The organism is Herbaspirillum sp. CAH-3, from assembly GCF_009668275.1.
Classification (GTDB): domain Bacteria; phylum Pseudomonadota; class Gammaproteobacteria; order Burkholderiales; family Burkholderiaceae_D; genus Herbaspirillum; species Herbaspirillum aquaticum.
On sequence record NZ_VSWE01000020.1, the window covers coordinates 64,089 to 79,112 of the forward strand.

General features: G+C 64.8%; 10 protein-coding genes. 3 read left to right on the top strand and 7 right to left on the bottom strand.

What is annotated here, in order from left to right; translation table 11 throughout:
- Window positions 1–110: 110 nt before the first annotated feature.
- The 7 genes from FYB76_RS22860 to FYB76_RS22890 all read right to left on the bottom strand — a co-directional run bounded on the left by FYB76_RS22860 (window position 111) and on the right by FYB76_RS22890 (window position 9,748).
- The gene (locus FYB76_RS22860) at window positions 111–1,763 is read right to left on the bottom strand and encodes a CTP synthase (RefSeq protein WP_154135161.1); all 1,653 of its coding nucleotides are present in this window, start codon (window positions 1,761–1,763) and stop codon (window positions 111–113) included.
- Between the two features lie 179 nt (window positions 1,764–1,942).
- Complete coding sequence (locus FYB76_RS22865; protein WP_195724706.1) at window positions 1,943–2,761, bottom strand: alpha/beta fold hydrolase; 819 nt, start codon at window positions 2,759–2,761, stop codon at window positions 1,943–1,945.
- 123 nt (window positions 2,762–2,884) lie between these two features.
- Complete coding sequence (locus tag FYB76_RS22870) at window positions 2,885–5,374, bottom strand: DNA internalization-related competence protein ComEC/Rec2 (RefSeq protein ID WP_154135163.1); 2,490 nt, start codon at window positions 5,372–5,374, stop codon at window positions 2,885–2,887.
- Complete coding sequence (locus tag FYB76_RS22875; protein ID WP_154135164.1) at window positions 5,374–6,180, bottom strand: TatD family hydrolase; 807 nt, start codon at window positions 6,178–6,180, stop codon at window positions 5,374–5,376. The genes FYB76_RS22870 and FYB76_RS22875 overlap by 1 nt, the downstream gene beginning before the upstream one ends.
- A 314-nt stretch (window positions 6,181–6,494) precedes the next feature.
- Complete coding sequence (gene argE, locus FYB76_RS22880) at window positions 6,495–7,667, bottom strand: acetylornithine deacetylase (RefSeq protein ID WP_034341259.1); 1,173 nt, start codon at window positions 7,665–7,667, stop codon at window positions 6,495–6,497.
- 106 nt (window positions 7,668–7,773) lie between these two features.
- On the bottom strand, window positions 7,774–8,490 hold the full coding sequence (gene lolD, locus FYB76_RS22885; protein ID WP_039785536.1) for a lipoprotein-releasing ABC transporter ATP-binding protein LolD: 717 nt from the start codon (window positions 8,488–8,490) through the stop codon (window positions 7,774–7,776).
- Window positions 8,483–9,748: a lipoprotein-releasing ABC transporter permease subunit gene (locus FYB76_RS22890; RefSeq protein ID WP_154135165.1), complete on the bottom strand. Its 1,266-nt coding sequence runs from the start codon at window positions 9,746–9,748 to the stop codon at window positions 8,483–8,485. Before FYB76_RS22890 ends, lolD begins: the two co-directional genes overlap by 8 nt.
- A 328-nt stretch (window positions 9,749–10,076) precedes the next feature.
- On the opposite strand from FYB76_RS22890, the gene FYB76_RS22895 reads away from it, so the two are divergent.
- From FYB76_RS22895 to recJ, 3 genes are all read left to right on the top strand, one after another.
- Window positions 10,077–12,200, top strand: coding sequence for an ATP-dependent helicase (locus FYB76_RS22895; protein WP_154135166.1), 2,124 nt, complete (start codon window positions 10,077–10,079; stop codon window positions 12,198–12,200).
- 72 nt (window positions 12,201–12,272) lie between these two features.
- Complete coding sequence (locus tag FYB76_RS22900; RefSeq protein WP_154135167.1) at window positions 12,273–13,304, top strand: hypothetical protein; 1,032 nt, start codon at window positions 12,273–12,275, stop codon at window positions 13,302–13,304.
- Window positions 13,301–14,995: a single-stranded-DNA-specific exonuclease RecJ gene (gene recJ, locus FYB76_RS22905; protein WP_145601280.1), complete on the top strand. Its 1,695-nt coding sequence runs from the start codon at window positions 13,301–13,303 to the stop codon at window positions 14,993–14,995. Before FYB76_RS22900 ends, recJ begins: the two co-directional genes overlap by 4 nt.
- The last annotated feature ends 29 nt before the right edge of the window (window positions 14,996–15,024 follow it).

Sequence of the window (15,024 nt, forward strand, 5' to 3'; positions counted from 1 at the left end):
GATCTCCATCGAGGTTTTAAAAATTGTTGGCGGGTGCAGGCCCGGTGGCCGGGGCGCCCATGTTGAAACGGCCGCCCGACGGCAGCCGTTTCACGCATCAGGCCAGCAGCTTATGCCTGGCCCTTCAAGGCCGCGTGGTGCGCCAGCGCTGCACGGATGTACGAAATGAACAGCGGATGCCCATCACGCGGAGTGGACTTGAACTCCGGGTGATACTGCACGCCGATGTAGAACGGGTGAGCGTTCTCCCCGGTGCGCGGCAGTTCCATGATTTCGCACAGGTCTTCGGTCGGGGTGCGGGCCGAGACGACCATGCCGGCTTCTTCCACGCGGGTCAGGTAGAAGTTGTTGGCTTCATAGCGATGGCGGTGACGTTCGGTCACGCTGTCGCCGTAGATCTCGGCAGCCAGGGTACCCGGCTTGACCGCACAGGTCTGCGCACCCAGGCGCATGGTGCCGCCCAGGTCGGAATTGGCGTCGCGGCGCTCGACCTTGCCGTCATGGTTCTGCCATTCGTCGATCAGGGCCACCACCGGTTGCTCGGTATCCGGGTCGAACTCGGTCGAGTTGGCCTTGGACAGGCCAGCCTTGTTGCGCGCATATTCCAGCAGGGCCACTTGCATGCCCAGGCAGATGCCCAGGTACGGGACCTTGTTTTCACGGGCATAGCGGGCCGCGGCAATCTTGCCTTCCACACCGCGCTTGCCGAAGCCGCCCGGCACCAGGATGGCATCGTACTTGTCCAGGCTGTCAGTGCCGTTGGCTTCGATTTCTTCCGAATCCAGGTACTCGATGTTGACGCGGCTGCCGGTATGGATGCCGGCGTGACGCAGCGCTTCGGTCAGCGACTTGTAGGACTCGGTCAGGTCGACATACTTGCCAACCATGCCGATGGTGACTTCGTGCGAAGGATTGTTCTGCGCATCGATCAGCTTGTCCCACATCGACAGGTCGGCCGGCTTGGGCGACAGGCCCAGCTTTTCGCAGATGATGGTATCCAAACCCTGGTCGTGCAGCATCTGCGGAATCTTATAGATGCTATCGGCATCCCACACCGAAATGACGGCGTCGGCGGCAACGTTGGAGAACAGCGAGATCTTGTCGCGTTCGTCATCCGGAATGCGGCGGTCGGCACGGCACAGCAGCGCGTCGGGCGAAATGCCGATCTCGCGCAGCTTCTGTACGCTGTGCTGGGTGGGCTTGGTCTTGAGTTCGCCGGCCGAGGCCAGGAACGGCACCAGGGTCAGGTGGACGAAGGCGGTGGCGTTGCGGCCGGAGCGCAGGCTCAGCTGGCGCGCGGCTTCCAGGAAGGGCAGCGACTCGATGTCACCGACGGTGCCGCCGATTTCCACCAGCGCCACTTCGAAACCTTCGGCGCCGCGATGGATGAATTCCTGGATCTCGTTGGTGATGTGCGGGATCACCTGGACGGTCTTGCCCAGGTATTCGCCACGGCGTTCCTTGCGGATCACCGATTCATACACCTGGCCGGTGGTGAAATTGTTCACCTTCTTCATCTTGGCCGAGATGAAACGCTCATAGTGGCCCAGGTCGAGGTCGGTCTCGGCGCCGTCATCGGTGACGAACACTTCACCGTGCTGCAACGGACTCATCGTGCCGGGGTCGACGTTGATGTAGGGATCGAGCTTCAGGAGGGTGACTTTGAGGCCGCGCGATTCGAGGATCGCAGCCAGGGACGCGGCGGCAATCCCTTTACCCAGGGAAGACACGACGCCGCCAGTGACAAATACAAACTTGGTCATTACAGATGAGTGCCGAACGGCACATGCGGGAAATTCAAATTATACCCCAAAACCGGCTCGTTTTTTAAGCCTGCGTGCGATTAGTGTCTCGTCATCGACAATCTTGCAGCAGGAAAACATGACCGGCCGCCGGGACTGGCTTCTTGACCATCATCCCGGCAGATTGGTTCATCTCCGCACTATTCAACCTGAAGCCCCCTGCCCTGCAACAACTGTCCGATCATGGTGTGCGTGGCCTGGGCCGCCTCCACCGGCGACTCCATCGGGAACAGGTGCCCTCCGGCGATCTGCAGGAAATTTGGACCGACCAGCCGGCGCGTGGCATCCAGTCCGGCCAGGCGGCACTCCACCGAATCGATACCACCCACGAAGCCCACCGGCACCGGGTAAGTCTGGCGCGCCAGACGTCCCAAGTGATGCGGAATGGTGCGATAGACCGCCGTTTCGGTCTCCCGCGAGAAGCGCAGCCTAACGCCGCCGCCGGGCTGCGGCACCAGCCCGTGCTGCACATAGTCGCGCAGCACCTGCTGCGGCCAGGCGGCAAACAGGGACTTGGCCGCGTAGTGCTGGTAGGCCGCTTCCACGTCGGGCCAGTTGTCGCGGCGTCGCGCCGAGGCCACCGAGGGCGAGTGGCGGCTTTCGTACTTGAGCAGCTTGGCCAGGCGCAGCAGGTGCGCACGCCAACCAGCCACGATGGGCGAATCCAGCAGCACCACGCAGCGCACCAGCGCCGGCCGCTTGCGGGCGGCCATCAGCGCCAGGATGCCGCCCATGGAATGGCCCACCAGGATGACCGGCTCGGCATAGCTGCGGTCCAGCTCCTCGCGCAGCTCGCGGGCCAGGGTCCGCCAGCCGTCATCGACCGGGAAGCGCGGATTGTGGGCGTGGATAGGCAAGGCGCGCACATCGTAATGGGCGCGCAACTGTTCGAAGAACATGCCATAGGTCCCCGCCGGATAGCTGTTGGCGTGGGCGAAATGAAGAATCGGGAGGCTCATGGAAAGGCACTGGCTGGGCAATGGCCGCAGCATAGCAAAACGGCAAGCGCCGCGAGCGTGCTATTTTCCCGCATCGCGAAATGAAGAATTGCGCCACCGGGCCGGCAAGGCTGCCCGCTGGCATCACTGCTCGTACCAGTAGCGCGCATGCTGCTTGCGATATTGCTCGACCTGCAACTGGTCGCCCAGGGTCATGGTCAGCGCGCCGGTTTCGTCAGTGCGCAGGCGGCGGATGCCCAGCTTGCCATAGCGTTCATACACTTCCGGCTTGGGGTGATTGAAACGATTGCGATAGCCGACCTGGAACACCGCCAACTCCGGCCGCACCGCCCGCAGGAAGGGTTCGGTGGAGGAGGTTCCGCTGCCATGATGCGGCGCCAGCAAGACGGTGGAGGGCAAGCGGTCTGCCAGCGGACCGCTGACCAGTTCATCTTCCTGCACCGCTTCGATATCCCCGGCCAGCAAGACGGACTGGCGCCCGATCTGCACCTTCAGCACGCAACTGCGCGCATTGGGCCGCCATTTGTCGCTGTCGTAACTGGCGGGGTCCGGATGCAGCACGGTAAAGCCGATGCCATCCCAGTTCCAAGATTGCCCCGCCTGGCAGCGCGTATGCGCCGGAGCAGCCCGCAGGATGGGACTCTCCGTGGCCAGCGAGGAATAGACACTATCCACCGGCAGATTCTTGAAGAGCGACAAGGCGCCCCCGGAATGATCGTTGTCGTTATGCGAAATCACGACCCGGTCCAGATGGTCGATCCCCCTCGCACGCAGGTAAGGCAGGATTACCCGCGTGGCACCGTCCGATTCAGCGGTGTAGTACGGGCCGGTGTCGTAGAGCAGGCGATGGCCCGGGGTTTCCACCAGCACCGCCATGCCCTGCCCCACATCGAAGGCGGTCACGCGCATGCTGCCTTCAGCCGGTGCCACCGGCGCGTTGAGCAGCAAGGGCAGCCAGCCGAACAGCCCCAGCCAGCGCACCGGCCAGCCACGCGGCGCCAGCACCAGCAGGGTGCCGCCCAGGGCCAGCGCAAACATCCACGCGCCAGGCAGCGGCGATTGCCAGACCGCCCAGGGCATGGCGTTGAGCACTTGCAGGAAATCGGCCAGCCACACCAGCAGCTGGTGCGGCACCTGCAGCACGAATTGCGCAAGCACGGTGGGCAGGATGCTGCCCAGCAGGGCCAGCGGCGTAATGACCAGCGACACCAGCGGAATGGCCACCGCATTGGCAATCGGACTGACCAGGGAGTACTGGCCGAACAGCAGCACCGTCAGCGGCACCAGCCCGAGGGTGACGACATACTGCGCATAACCGGCCTCCTTGAGCCGTTGCAGCAAGGCCGGCCACCAGTGCTTGCGCGAAGCCGCCGCCGCCATGGCTTGTGGCGGCTGCATGCGACCGACCGAACCATACAGCAGCAAGGCCACGGCCCCGAAGGAAAGCCAGAAGCCGGGCCACAGCACCGCCCAGGGATCGAGCAGCAAGACCAGCGCCAGCGCCAGGCACTGCACCACCGAGACACGCACGATACGACCGCGCCAGAAAGCGATCCCGACCACGATGAGCATGTAGAGGGTGCGTTGCGCCGGCACGCCGAACCCGGCCAGCAGCACATAGACGAAGGCCGCTGCCATCCCCACGATCACGGCCACCTTCTGGGCCGGCAGGCGCAGCGGCAATTGCGCCCCCGTAAAGAAGGAGCGCCGCCACAGCCAGCTTGCCAGGCCGCCGCACAAGGCGGCCAGCATGGTGATGTGCAGGCCGGAGATGGCCATCAGGTGGCCGATGCCGGTACGGTTGAACACCGTCCAGTCGGCCTGGTTGATGCCGCGCTGGTCGCCCATGACCAGGGCCGCGATCACGCCGGCATAGGGGGCCTCGGGCAGCGCCGCGTAGATGCGGTCGCGCAGCCAGCCGCGGGCGCTGTCGATCATATGGGAAGGCGTCCAGACGAAGTCATCGACACGCCGGTTCAGCGCGGTGAGCGCAGCCCCCGCCGCTGCCGGACGGCCCACGACATAGCCGGTCGCCCGCACATCATCCTGCAGCAGCCAGAGCTCGTAGTCGAAGCCATCCGGGTTGGCATTGCCATGCGGACGCTTGAGCCGCACCTGCAGGCGCCAGCGCTCACCCGGCCGCAGGTCAGGCACGGCCATCCGGGGCGCGGCGGCCTGTTCGCCATCCTCGGCGGGCTGCTGGTAGCGCTGGTTGCCGTACCAGGACAGCGCCAGGCGGGGCGGTACCGGCGGCTTCACGCCCCCCTGCACCACCACCTGTTCCACATCGAAACGGAAGCGCACGCCCTGCTCGGTATGCGCAGGCAGGTCCGCGACGGTGCCAATGACGGTGATGTCACGCCCTTCCCAGGCTTTGGGCAGCTCCTGGTCCAGGTAATAGAGTGCGAAGGAAGCCGCCCACAGGAAACCCAGCCAGGCACCGCAGGTCAGCAACAGCGGCACCCGCAGGAAAGGCTGCCAGAATTTCCAGGCCGTAAAACCCAGCAAGAGCGCCAGCACCAGCCCGACCGCATACCACTCGGCGCCGGGCAGCTGGCCCTGCACCTGCAGCAATCCCACGCCGATGGCAAACCCGATGATCAGCGCACGCATCAGAGGGGCAATCCAGCATGCGCCAGGCGTGGCAGCGCGGCTTGTGCATTGGCGGTCGTGGCGGCGGCGATCTCCGGCAAGGGCAGCTGGCGCAGCTCGGCCAGGACTTCCCCGATGCGCGGGATCTGGTCCGGTGTATTGATGTCGGGATGGCGCCAGGCCGGGGAAATATCCGGCGCGTCGGTCTCCAGCACGATGGATGACAAGGGCAGTTCCTTTGCCAGGCGGCGAATCTGCAGCGAACGCGGGAAGGTCATGGCACCGCCGAATCCCAGGTGCAGCCCCAGTTCAACAAAGGTCCGGGCCTGCTGATCACTGCCATTGAAGGCATGGGCGATGCCGCCCGGAACGCGGATACGGCGCAGGTATTTGAGGATGATGTCCTGTGAACGCCGCACATGCAGCAGGACCGGCAGGTCGAACTCGCGCGCCAGCTTGAGCTGCTCGGCAAAGAAGAATTCCTGCTTTTCGCGCAGCGGCGCTTCTTTCAGTGCGGGCACGAAAAAATCCAGCCCGATTTCGCCAATACCGACGAACAGCGGATCCTCCAGCGCCTCGGCGATGGCCGTGCGCAGCACCTCCAGATCGGACTCCTTGGCGGTAGGGACATAGAGCGGATGAATGCCCAGCGCATAAACCGCATTGCCGACTTCGCGCGCCAGCCGCCCGACCTCCTTGAAGTTCACTTTGGCGATGGCGGGAATGACGATGGCGCGCACGCCGGCCTGCGCGGCCTCGGCGGCCACGGCAGCGGAACGGTCGCCGAATTCCCCGGCGTCGAGATGGCAGTGCGTATCGACCCACATGTGCTGGCTTGGCGAAAATCGGAAAGACCGGCCCACAGGGCAGCGGTTCCGGATAACGACACCCGCCGCGGGGGCCGCGCAAGCATGATTCAGCCAGGCTGATGCGGCTCGCTTCCCCCGAAGCGTCTTGTTGTTTGAACAGCATAGCCGGTTTGAACCGGCTTCAACCTGCGCAGTTTACCGTCTAACGCCCTCTTGCAGTAATTAACAATGGTAAAGAAACACCGGATTCTTCACGCGCAGAGATGAAAAAAGGACGCGATCGCTCGCGTCCTTCATCGCGCCCGCTACCGGGGCGCAGCGCTCAGGCCTGATCAGGCCGGCTGCAGCGACTTGCCCAGCTTGCGCAGGAACTGCTCGCAGCGTTCCATCTGCGACAGCGTCACGAACTCGTTGGGCTTGTGGGCATTGCCGATGTCGCCAGGACCGCAGACGATGGTCGGGATACCGATCTGCTGGAACAGTCCAGCCTCGGTGCCATAAGCCACCTTGCGGGTTTCGCGGTCGCCCGTCAGGGCGCGCACCAGCTCGGTGATGGCCGCCTGTTCGACCGCCTCCAGCGCCGGGCTGCCGGCAAAGTTGTCGATCTCCACGCGGGCGTCCGGGAATTCGCTGCGCATCTTGGGCAGCAGCACCTCGGCGATGTACTTGTCGATCTGCGCCTGGATGTCGGCCACGCTCATGCCCGGCAGGTTGCGGAACTCGTAAGTAAATTCACACAGCTCGGGGATGGTGTTGACCGCGATGCCGCCACGGATCTGATTGGTGGTCATGGTGCTGAAGGGAACATCGAAGAACTGGTCATACGGGCCATTGGCCTTGTAGCCATCGGCAAAATCGCGGATGGCGCAGATCAGGCGCGCGGCGTGCTCGATGGCGTTGCAACCCTGCGGGGTCAGCGAAGAGTGCGCGGACTTGCCGTGCACCTTGCAGGCAAACACGTTGATGCCCTTGTGCGCCACCACCACGTTCATGCTGGTGGGCTCACCCACCACGCAGCCATCGACCTTGATGCCGCGCTTGACGATTTCTTCCAGCATCACGGGCGCGCCGATGCAGCCGATTTCTTCATCATAGGAGAACGCCAGGTGAATCGGCTTCACGCGCGGCATGGCCAGGAATTCCGGCACCAGGGCCAGCGACGTTGCGATGAAACCCTTCATGTCGCAGGTACCGCGACCGAACAGGCTGCCATCCTTCTCGGTCAGCTTGAAGGGATCGGTGTCCCATTTCTGGCCGTCCACCGGCACCACGTCGGTGTGGCCGGAAAGCACGATGCCGCCCTCGGTGCTGCCCGCGTTGGGGCCGGCGGTGGCGGGCAAGGTGGCAAACAGGTTGGCCTTGGTCTGCTCCTTGTTGTGCGCCAGCCAGGAGGAGATGCCCTGCTTTTCCAGGCTGTCACGCACGGTGGTGATCAGTTCCAGGTTGGAATTGCGGCTGGTGGTATCGAAGGCGACCAGGGTCTCTAGCCATTGGCGGGTGTTCATTGTCTTGCTCCAGTTTCCGTCTGTACAGGTATTCGTGTCTTCAAAAGCACACCGCCGTCTTGCATGAAGACGGCGGCGTCAGGGGCATTAGCTTACCCGGATTGCATCAAGGCTGCTGACCGGCCACTTTCAGGCCCTGGTCGGACAAGCGCAACACACGTGCGCAGCGGCCTGCCAGTTCGATGTCGTGGGTCACGATCACGAAGGCCGTGCCCAGGGTGCGCGAGAGTTCGATCATCAGTTCGAAGGTGCGGTCGGCGGTGCTGCGGTCCAGGTTGCCGGTCGGTTCATCGGCCAGCACGCAGGCCGGGCGCGTCACCAGCGCGCGCGCCAGGGCCACGCGCTGGCGCTCGCCACCGGAAAGCTCCCCCGGCACGTGCGTCACGCGCTGCGCCAGGCCGACCTTCTCCAGCATCTCGCGCGCCTGTTCCTGCGCCTCGGCCCGCTTGACGCGGCGAATCATCAGCGGCATGGCCACGTTGTCCAGCGCCGAGAATTCCGGCAGCAGATGGTGGAACTGGTAGACGAAGCCCAGCGACTGGTTGCGCAGCGTGCCGCGCTCGCTCTCGCCCAGGCTGGCGAAATCCTTGCCCAGCAGGCTGACGGTACCGGTGCTGGGCGTATCGAGCCCGCCCAGCAAATGCAGCAGGGTCGACTTGCCGGAACCCGAAGCGCCGACAATGGCGACCTGCTCGCCATGGTAGACGTCGATATCGACATTGCCCAATACCTTCACGGAATACTTGCCTTGAGTGAAGGTCTTGCCCAAGCCGCGCGACGACAGCACGGCCTGGCGGTTCTTGATCGGATCGTTGTTATTCATAGCGCAGGGCCTCCGCCGGTTTGACACGGGCCGCTGCCCAGCTCGGATACAAGGTAGCCAGGAACGCCAGCACCACGGCCAGGCCGCCGATGGTGGTGACGTCCGACCAGATCAGTTCGGACGGCAATTCAGAAATCACGTAGATGCTCTTGGGCAGGAACTGCACGTGGAATGCCCGCTCGATGGCCGGGACCAGCACATCGATATTGAGCGCCACCAAGACCCCCAGGCCGACGCCGATGGCCGTGCCCACCAGGCCCACCAAGGCGCCCTGGATCACGAAAATCTTCATGATGGAGGCGGGAGAAGCCCCCAGCGTACGCAGGATGGCGATGTCGGCCTGCTTGTCGGTGACCGTCATCACCAGCGTGGACACCAGGTTGAAGGCCGCCACCGCGATGATCAACGCCAGGATGATGAACATCATGCGCTTTTCCGTCTTGACGGCCGCGAACCAGTTGCTGTTCTGCTGCGACCAGTCGCGCAGGTACAGGTCGCCGGAGAGGGTACGCGCCAGCTGCTGGGTCACTTCCGGGGCCTGCAGCATGTCGCGGATGCGCAGGCGCACGCCGGTCGGGGCGTCCATCCGGAACAGGGTTTCCGCATCCTGCAGGTCGATGAAGGCCAGCGACGAATCGAATTCATAATGACCGGCCTCGAAGATCCCGGTCACCGTGAATTGTTTCAGGCGCGGCAAGACGCCCGCCGGGGTCACCTGCCCTTGGGGCACGATCACCGTGACCTTGTCGCCCAGGCCCACGCGCATGCCGCGCGCCAGCTCGCCGCCGATCACGATGTTGAATTCGCCGGGCTTCAGGGAATTGAAACTGCCCTGCTTGACCTGCTTGGCCACGTCCGAGACCTTGGGCTCTTCCTCGGGCAGCACGCCGCGCACCAGCACGCCGCGCAGGTTGTCGTCGCGCGTCATCATGGCCTGTCCCGACACGTAGGGCGCAGCGCCCAGCACCTCGGGGTTCTGGAAGGTCTGCTTGGCCACGGCCTGCCAGTCCTTCATGGAACCGGAGGCATCGAATACTTCGATGTGGGCCAGCACCGAAAGCATGCGGTCACGCACTTCCTTCTGGAAGCCGTTCATGACCGACAGCACCACGATGAGCGCAGCCACGCCCAGCGCGATGCCGGCCATGGAAATGAGGGAAATGAAGGAAATGAAACTGTTGCGGCCGCTGCGCTTGCCGGCCCGCGTGTAGCGGATACCGACCAGCCATTCGAACGGCAGGTTTTTAATCAGACTCAAAATTGCTCCGGGAGAGGGCCTGCACAATGTGCCGCCAGTCGTCTCGCGCCCCGGTTGGGGACGCAATCCTCTGGCTGCACGCCAACACGGGCGAAGACAAAGCGCGAAGTTTGCCACAGTTTGGAGCCATGGCCCATCCCTGGCCGCCTGCCCCGTCCTCGCGCCTGACCCGTCGGTCGCCCGCCGTGAAGCTTGTAGATTCACTTCCACGGCAGAGGTTCGCGGCAGGATGCTTCATAGGAAAGATGTGCATGATGTTGCATCAGGAACTGGTTATATATACAGTACCTCCTTGCACTCCGCTCGCCGATATGAATTTCTCCGCCCCATGCCATCCGAACTCGCCCAGGACACCCCCGACACCAGCAGCCCGCATGGCGGCGAGCGCGATCCGTTTGCGCGCCTGAACGCGCAGCAGCGCGAGGCGGTCGAGCATGGCAGCAAGCTTGCACCGGCACAGCAGCCGCCGCTGCTCATCGTCGCCGGTGCCGGTTCGGGCAAGACCAATACCCTGGCGCACCGGGTCGCCAGGCTGATCCTCGACGGCGCCGACCCGCAACGCATCCTGCTGCTGACCTTCTCGCGCCGGGCGGCCGCCGACATGGGCCGGCGCGTGGGCCAGGTGATCCGCCAGGTGCTGGGGCTCGCAGCCACCGACAGCCCGCCGCAACTACCCTGGTCAGGCACCTTCCACGCCATCGGCGCGCGCTTGCTGCGCGAGTACGCGGCCGTCATCGGCCTGGAAGAAGACTTCACCATCCAGGATCGCGGCGATTCCGAAGACCTGATCGGCCTGCTGCGCCATGAGATGGGGCTGTCCTCCACCGACAAGCGTTTCCCGCTGAAGGGCACTTGCCTGTCCATTTATTCACGTGCGGTCAATACCCGGCAAGACCTGGGCACCGTGCTGCAGACCCAATTTCCCTGGTGCCGGGAATGGGAAAGGCAACTGGGCGAACTCTTCAGCCGCTATGTCGATGCCAAGGAAGCCCAGCACGTACTGGATTACGACGACCTGCTGCTGTTCTGGGCCGACATGCTCTCCGAGCGCGAGATCGCGCAATCGGTGGGGGCGCGCTTCGACCATGTGCTGGTGGATGAATACCAGGACACCAACCGCCTGCAAGCCGAGATCCTGCAAAGGATGAAGCCCGACGGGGCCGGCGTGACCGCCGTGGGCGACGATGCCCAGTCCATCTATTCATTCCGGGGCGCCACTGTGCGCAACATCCTCGATTTTCCCGAGCTGTTCACCCAGCCGGCGCGGCTGTTGACGCTGGAACAGAACTACCGCTCCACGCAGCCCATCCTGCAGGCGTCCAATGCGGTCATCGCCGATGCCCCCGAACGGCACGTCAAGCAGCTCTGGAGCGACAAGCCGTCCTCACAGAAACCGCAGCTGGTGGTCATCCCGGATGAGGCCGAACAGGCGCGCTGGGTGGCCAACCGCATCCTGGCGCATCGTGAAGAAGGGCTCACCCTGAAATCCCAGGCGGTGCTGTTTCGTACCGCCACCCACAGCGCGGCGCTGGAACTGGAGCTGGTCCGGCGCAACATCCCTTTCGTGAAGTTTGGCGGACTCAAGTTCCTGGAAAGCACCCACATCAAGGACCTGCTCTCGCTGCTGCGCCTGGCGCACAATCCCAGCGGGCGCATGGCGGGCTTCCGGGCGCTGCAACTGATTCCCGGCGTCGGTCCCGCGACCGCCAGGAAGGTGCTGGACCGGATGGCCGCCGCCAGCGATCCGGCCGATGCGCTGCTGAACTTCGGCGCGCCCGCCGCCATCGCCCTGCAATGGCAAGCCTTCGCCGACACCTATGCGCTGATGCGCCGCGCCAGTGCCAGCTGGCCCACGGACATCCAGGCCGCGCGTGACTGGTACCTGCCGCAACTGGAGCAGCGCTACGAAGACGCCGACGCCCGCGCCGCCGACATCGAGCAACTGGCCGCGCTGGCCAATGGCTATGCCTCGCGCGAAAAATTCCTGACCGAACTGACGCTGGACCCGCCCGAAGCCAGCAGCGACTTCTCCGCCCCGCCCTACCGCGATGAGGATTACCTGACGCTCTCCACCATCCACTCCGCCAAGGGCCAGGAATGGCGCTCGGTGCACGTGCTCAACGTGGTCGATGGCTGCATCCCCTCGGACCTGGCCACCGGCAGCGAGGCCGAGATTGCCGAAGAGAGGCGCCTGCTCTACGTGGCCATGACGCGCGCCAAGGAATATCTGCACCTGGTGGTGCCGCAGCGCTTCTACATCACCCAGCAAACCGCACAGGGCGACCGCCACGTCAACGGCATCCGCAGCCGCTTCATCACCCCGCGCATGCTGCCCTTCTTCGAAGACAGCCTGTGGTTCTCGGCCGAGACCAATGGCGCCCGCACGCCGATGCCCGAGAGCGTGCGCATGCTGGTGCGCCAGCGGGCCAAAAAGGCCTGGAACAGTGGCTGACCCCGCTTTGAAGTGAAGCCTTGTTCAGGCAACCGGGGCCAAGCGGCGCGCCAGCCGCTAAAATAGCGCCCCATGAATCAACTCGACATCCTCATTCCCTTTGCCCTGCCGCCGGCTGAACTGGCGCGCGACCTGCTGCGCCAGGCCCAGGCACCGGCCCTGGCCATGCTGCTGGGCCGTGGCAAGGCCGCGCCACGCCAGGCGCATGATCCGTTTTCGCGCGCCCTGCCCCATGAACACTGGCTGGCCCGCCGCTTCGGCCTGCCGCCAGCCCCACAGGATTCCAGCCCCGCCGCCGCCAGCGCGCTGATGCAGCGCCTGGGCCATCCGCCTGCGGCCGGTCACTGGTTCGTCCTGCATCCGGCCCACATCCACGTGGCGCGTGACCACCTGGTGCTGACCGACATCGGCCAGTTGCAGCTGGAAGAGGATGAATCGCGCCGCCTGTTTGCCGCCGCCCTGCCCCTGTTTGCCGAGATCGGCCACGAGCTGGTCTATGGCGATGCCCGTACCTGGTTCATCCGGGCCGACGCCTGGGCCGGGCTGCGCACTTCCACGCCATCGGCCGCCAGCGGGCGCAACGTCGACATCTGGATGCCGGAAGGTCCCGGGGAGCTGGCCTGGCGCAAGCTGCAGAACGAGGTGCAGATGCAGTGGTTTGCCGAGTCGCTCAATGAACAGCGCGAAATGCGCGGCCAGAAGGCCATCAATTCGATCTGGATCTGGGGCGGTGCCGATGCTGGTGTGCGCGCTGACGACGCCTACGCCCAGCGCTTCGGCCTGCGCGGCTGGCTGCGCGCCTTCGGCGAAGAGGGTGCCGACGGTGGCGCTGCCCAGGTTGCCCAAGGCAGCGGCCATCGCCTGCTGGTACTCGATGCACTGGCCGAAGCGGCGCTGGCCGAGGAATGGGGCCTGTGGCTGCAGCACCTGGAACACCTGGACCGCGACTGGCTGGCGCCCTTGCTGGTGTCGCTCAAGGCCGGCAGCCTGGAATCGCTGAACCTGATCCTGACCGGTGCTGACCGCAGCCAGGAAGTGGCGGTCACGCGGGGCGCGCTACGGCGTTTCTGGCGCAAAGCTTCACTCCAGGAGCTGGCGGCATGATTCGCGTCACCACCCGGTCCTATGACATTTCCCAAGCCGAGCAACTGATTGCCGAAGGCGTGCACCCGGTCCTGGCGCGCGTCTATGCGGCGCGTGGCCTGTCTACTGCGCGTGAACTGGCCAGCGAGCTCAATGCCTTGATTGCGCCGTCGGGCCTGCTGCATATCGACGCGGCGGCGAGCTACCTGGCCGATGCCATTGCCCAGCGCAAGAAGCTGGTCATCGTCGCCGACTATGACTGCGACGGCGCTACCGCCTGTGCCGTGGGCCTGCGTGGCCTGCGCCTGCTGGGCGCGCAGGTAGACTACATCGTGCCCAATCGCTTCGAATACGGTTATGGCCTCACGCCCGAGATCGTCGAACTGACCGTGCGCGAGAAGAATCCCGACATCATCGTCACCGTCGACAACGGCATCGCCAGCATCGACGGCGTGGCCGAAGCCAAGCGGCGCGGCATCGACGTCGTCGTGACCGACCACCACCTGCCGGGCGACGCCCTGCCGGACGCACGCGTGATCGTCAACCCCAACCAGCCGCAGTGCGGCTTCCCCAGCAAGAACCTGGCGGGTGTAGGAGTGATGTTCTACGTGCTGCTGGCCTTGCGCGCCGAGATGCGCAAGCGCGGCCTGTTCGATGCCCAGACCCAGCCGCGCCTGGACAGCCTGCTGGACCTGGTAGCCCTGGGCACGGTGGCCGACGTGGTCAAGCTCGATGCCAACAACCGCATCCTGGTGGCCCAAGGCTTGAAGCGCATGCGCAGCGGCAAGATGCATCCCGGCATCGCCGCCCTGTTCCGCGCCGCCGGCCGCGAAGCCCGTCGCGCCACCCCCTTCGACCTCGGCTTTGCCGTGGGCCCGCGCCTGAACGCCGCCGGCCGCCTGGCCGACATGTCGCTGGGCATCGAATGCCTGACTACCGACGACGAAGGCCGCGCCTGGGCCATCGCCCAGCAACTCGACGCCATCAACCGCGAACGGCGCGACATCGAGGCCGGCATGCAGGACACCGCCCTGCTGCTGCTGGACGACTTCAATCCGGCCGACCGCCGCACCATCGCCGTCTTCGATCCCTCCTGGCACCAGGGAGTGATCGGCATCGTGGCCTCGCGCCTGAAAGACAAGTTCTACCGTCCCACGATCACTTTCGCGCCCGGCGATGAAGGGTTCATCAAGGGCTCGGGCCGTTCGATTGCGGGCTTCCACCTGCGCGATGCGCTGGACCTGGTGTCCAAGCACGCGCCCTCGGTGATGACCAAGTTCGGTGGCCACGCCATGGCGGCCGGACTGACCATCCATGCAGACGCCTTTGATGCCTTCTCACAGGCCTTCGAGGCCGTTGGCCGCGACTGGCTCACGCAAAACCAGCTGGAGCGCGTCATCGAAACCGATGGTGAACTGGAGGACAGCTATTACTCGGTCGAATTCATCACCCTGATGGACCAGCAGGTCTGGGGCCAGGGCTTTGCACCGCCCGTGTTCTGCGACCATTTCCGCGTGCTCAGCCAGCGCATCCTGAAGGAGAAACACCTCAAATTGCAGCTGGAAAAAGGCGGCCGCAAGTACGACGCCATCTGGTTCGGCCATACCGATGCCCTGCCCGATCATGCCCAGGTCGCCTTCCGCCTCGATGCCAATGAGTACAACGGCAAGACCACGGTGCAGCTGATGGTCGAGCACGCTGAACCGGCCTGAGCTGGCACGCCCCCCTTCGCGTCAGAAAA

Bases quoted from the DNA above. Each gene is read 5' to 3' on its own strand.
- argE (WP_034341259.1), bottom strand. From the start codon at position 7,667: ATGAACACCCGCCAATGGCTAGAGACCCTGGTCGCCTTCGATACCACC.
- FYB76_RS22860 (WP_154135161.1), bottom strand. From the start codon at position 1,763: ATGACCAAGTTTGTATTTGTCACTGGCGGCGTCGTGTCTTCCCTGGGT.
- FYB76_RS22875 (WP_154135164.1), bottom strand. From the start codon at position 6,180: ATGTGGGTCGATACGCACTGCCATCTCGACGCCGGGGAATTCGGCGAC.
- FYB76_RS22870 (WP_154135163.1), bottom strand. From the start codon at position 5,374: ATGCGTGCGCTGATCATCGGGTTTGCCATCGGCGTGGGATTGCTGCAG.
- lolD (WP_039785536.1), bottom strand. From the start codon at position 8,490: ATGAATAACAACGATCCGATCAAGAACCGCCAGGCCGTGCTGTCGTCG.
- recJ (WP_145601280.1), top strand. From the start codon at position 13,301: ATGATTCGCGTCACCACCCGGTCCTATGACATTTCCCAAGCCGAGCAA.
- FYB76_RS22865 (WP_195724706.1), bottom strand. From the start codon at position 2,761: ATGAGCCTCCCGATTCTTCATTTCGCCCACGCCAACAGCTATCCGGCG.
- FYB76_RS22900 (WP_154135167.1), top strand. From the start codon at position 12,273: ATGAATCAACTCGACATCCTCATTCCCTTTGCCCTGCCGCCGGCTGAA.
- FYB76_RS22895 (WP_154135166.1), top strand. From the start codon at position 10,077: ATGCCATCCGAACTCGCCCAGGACACCCCCGACACCAGCAGCCCGCAT.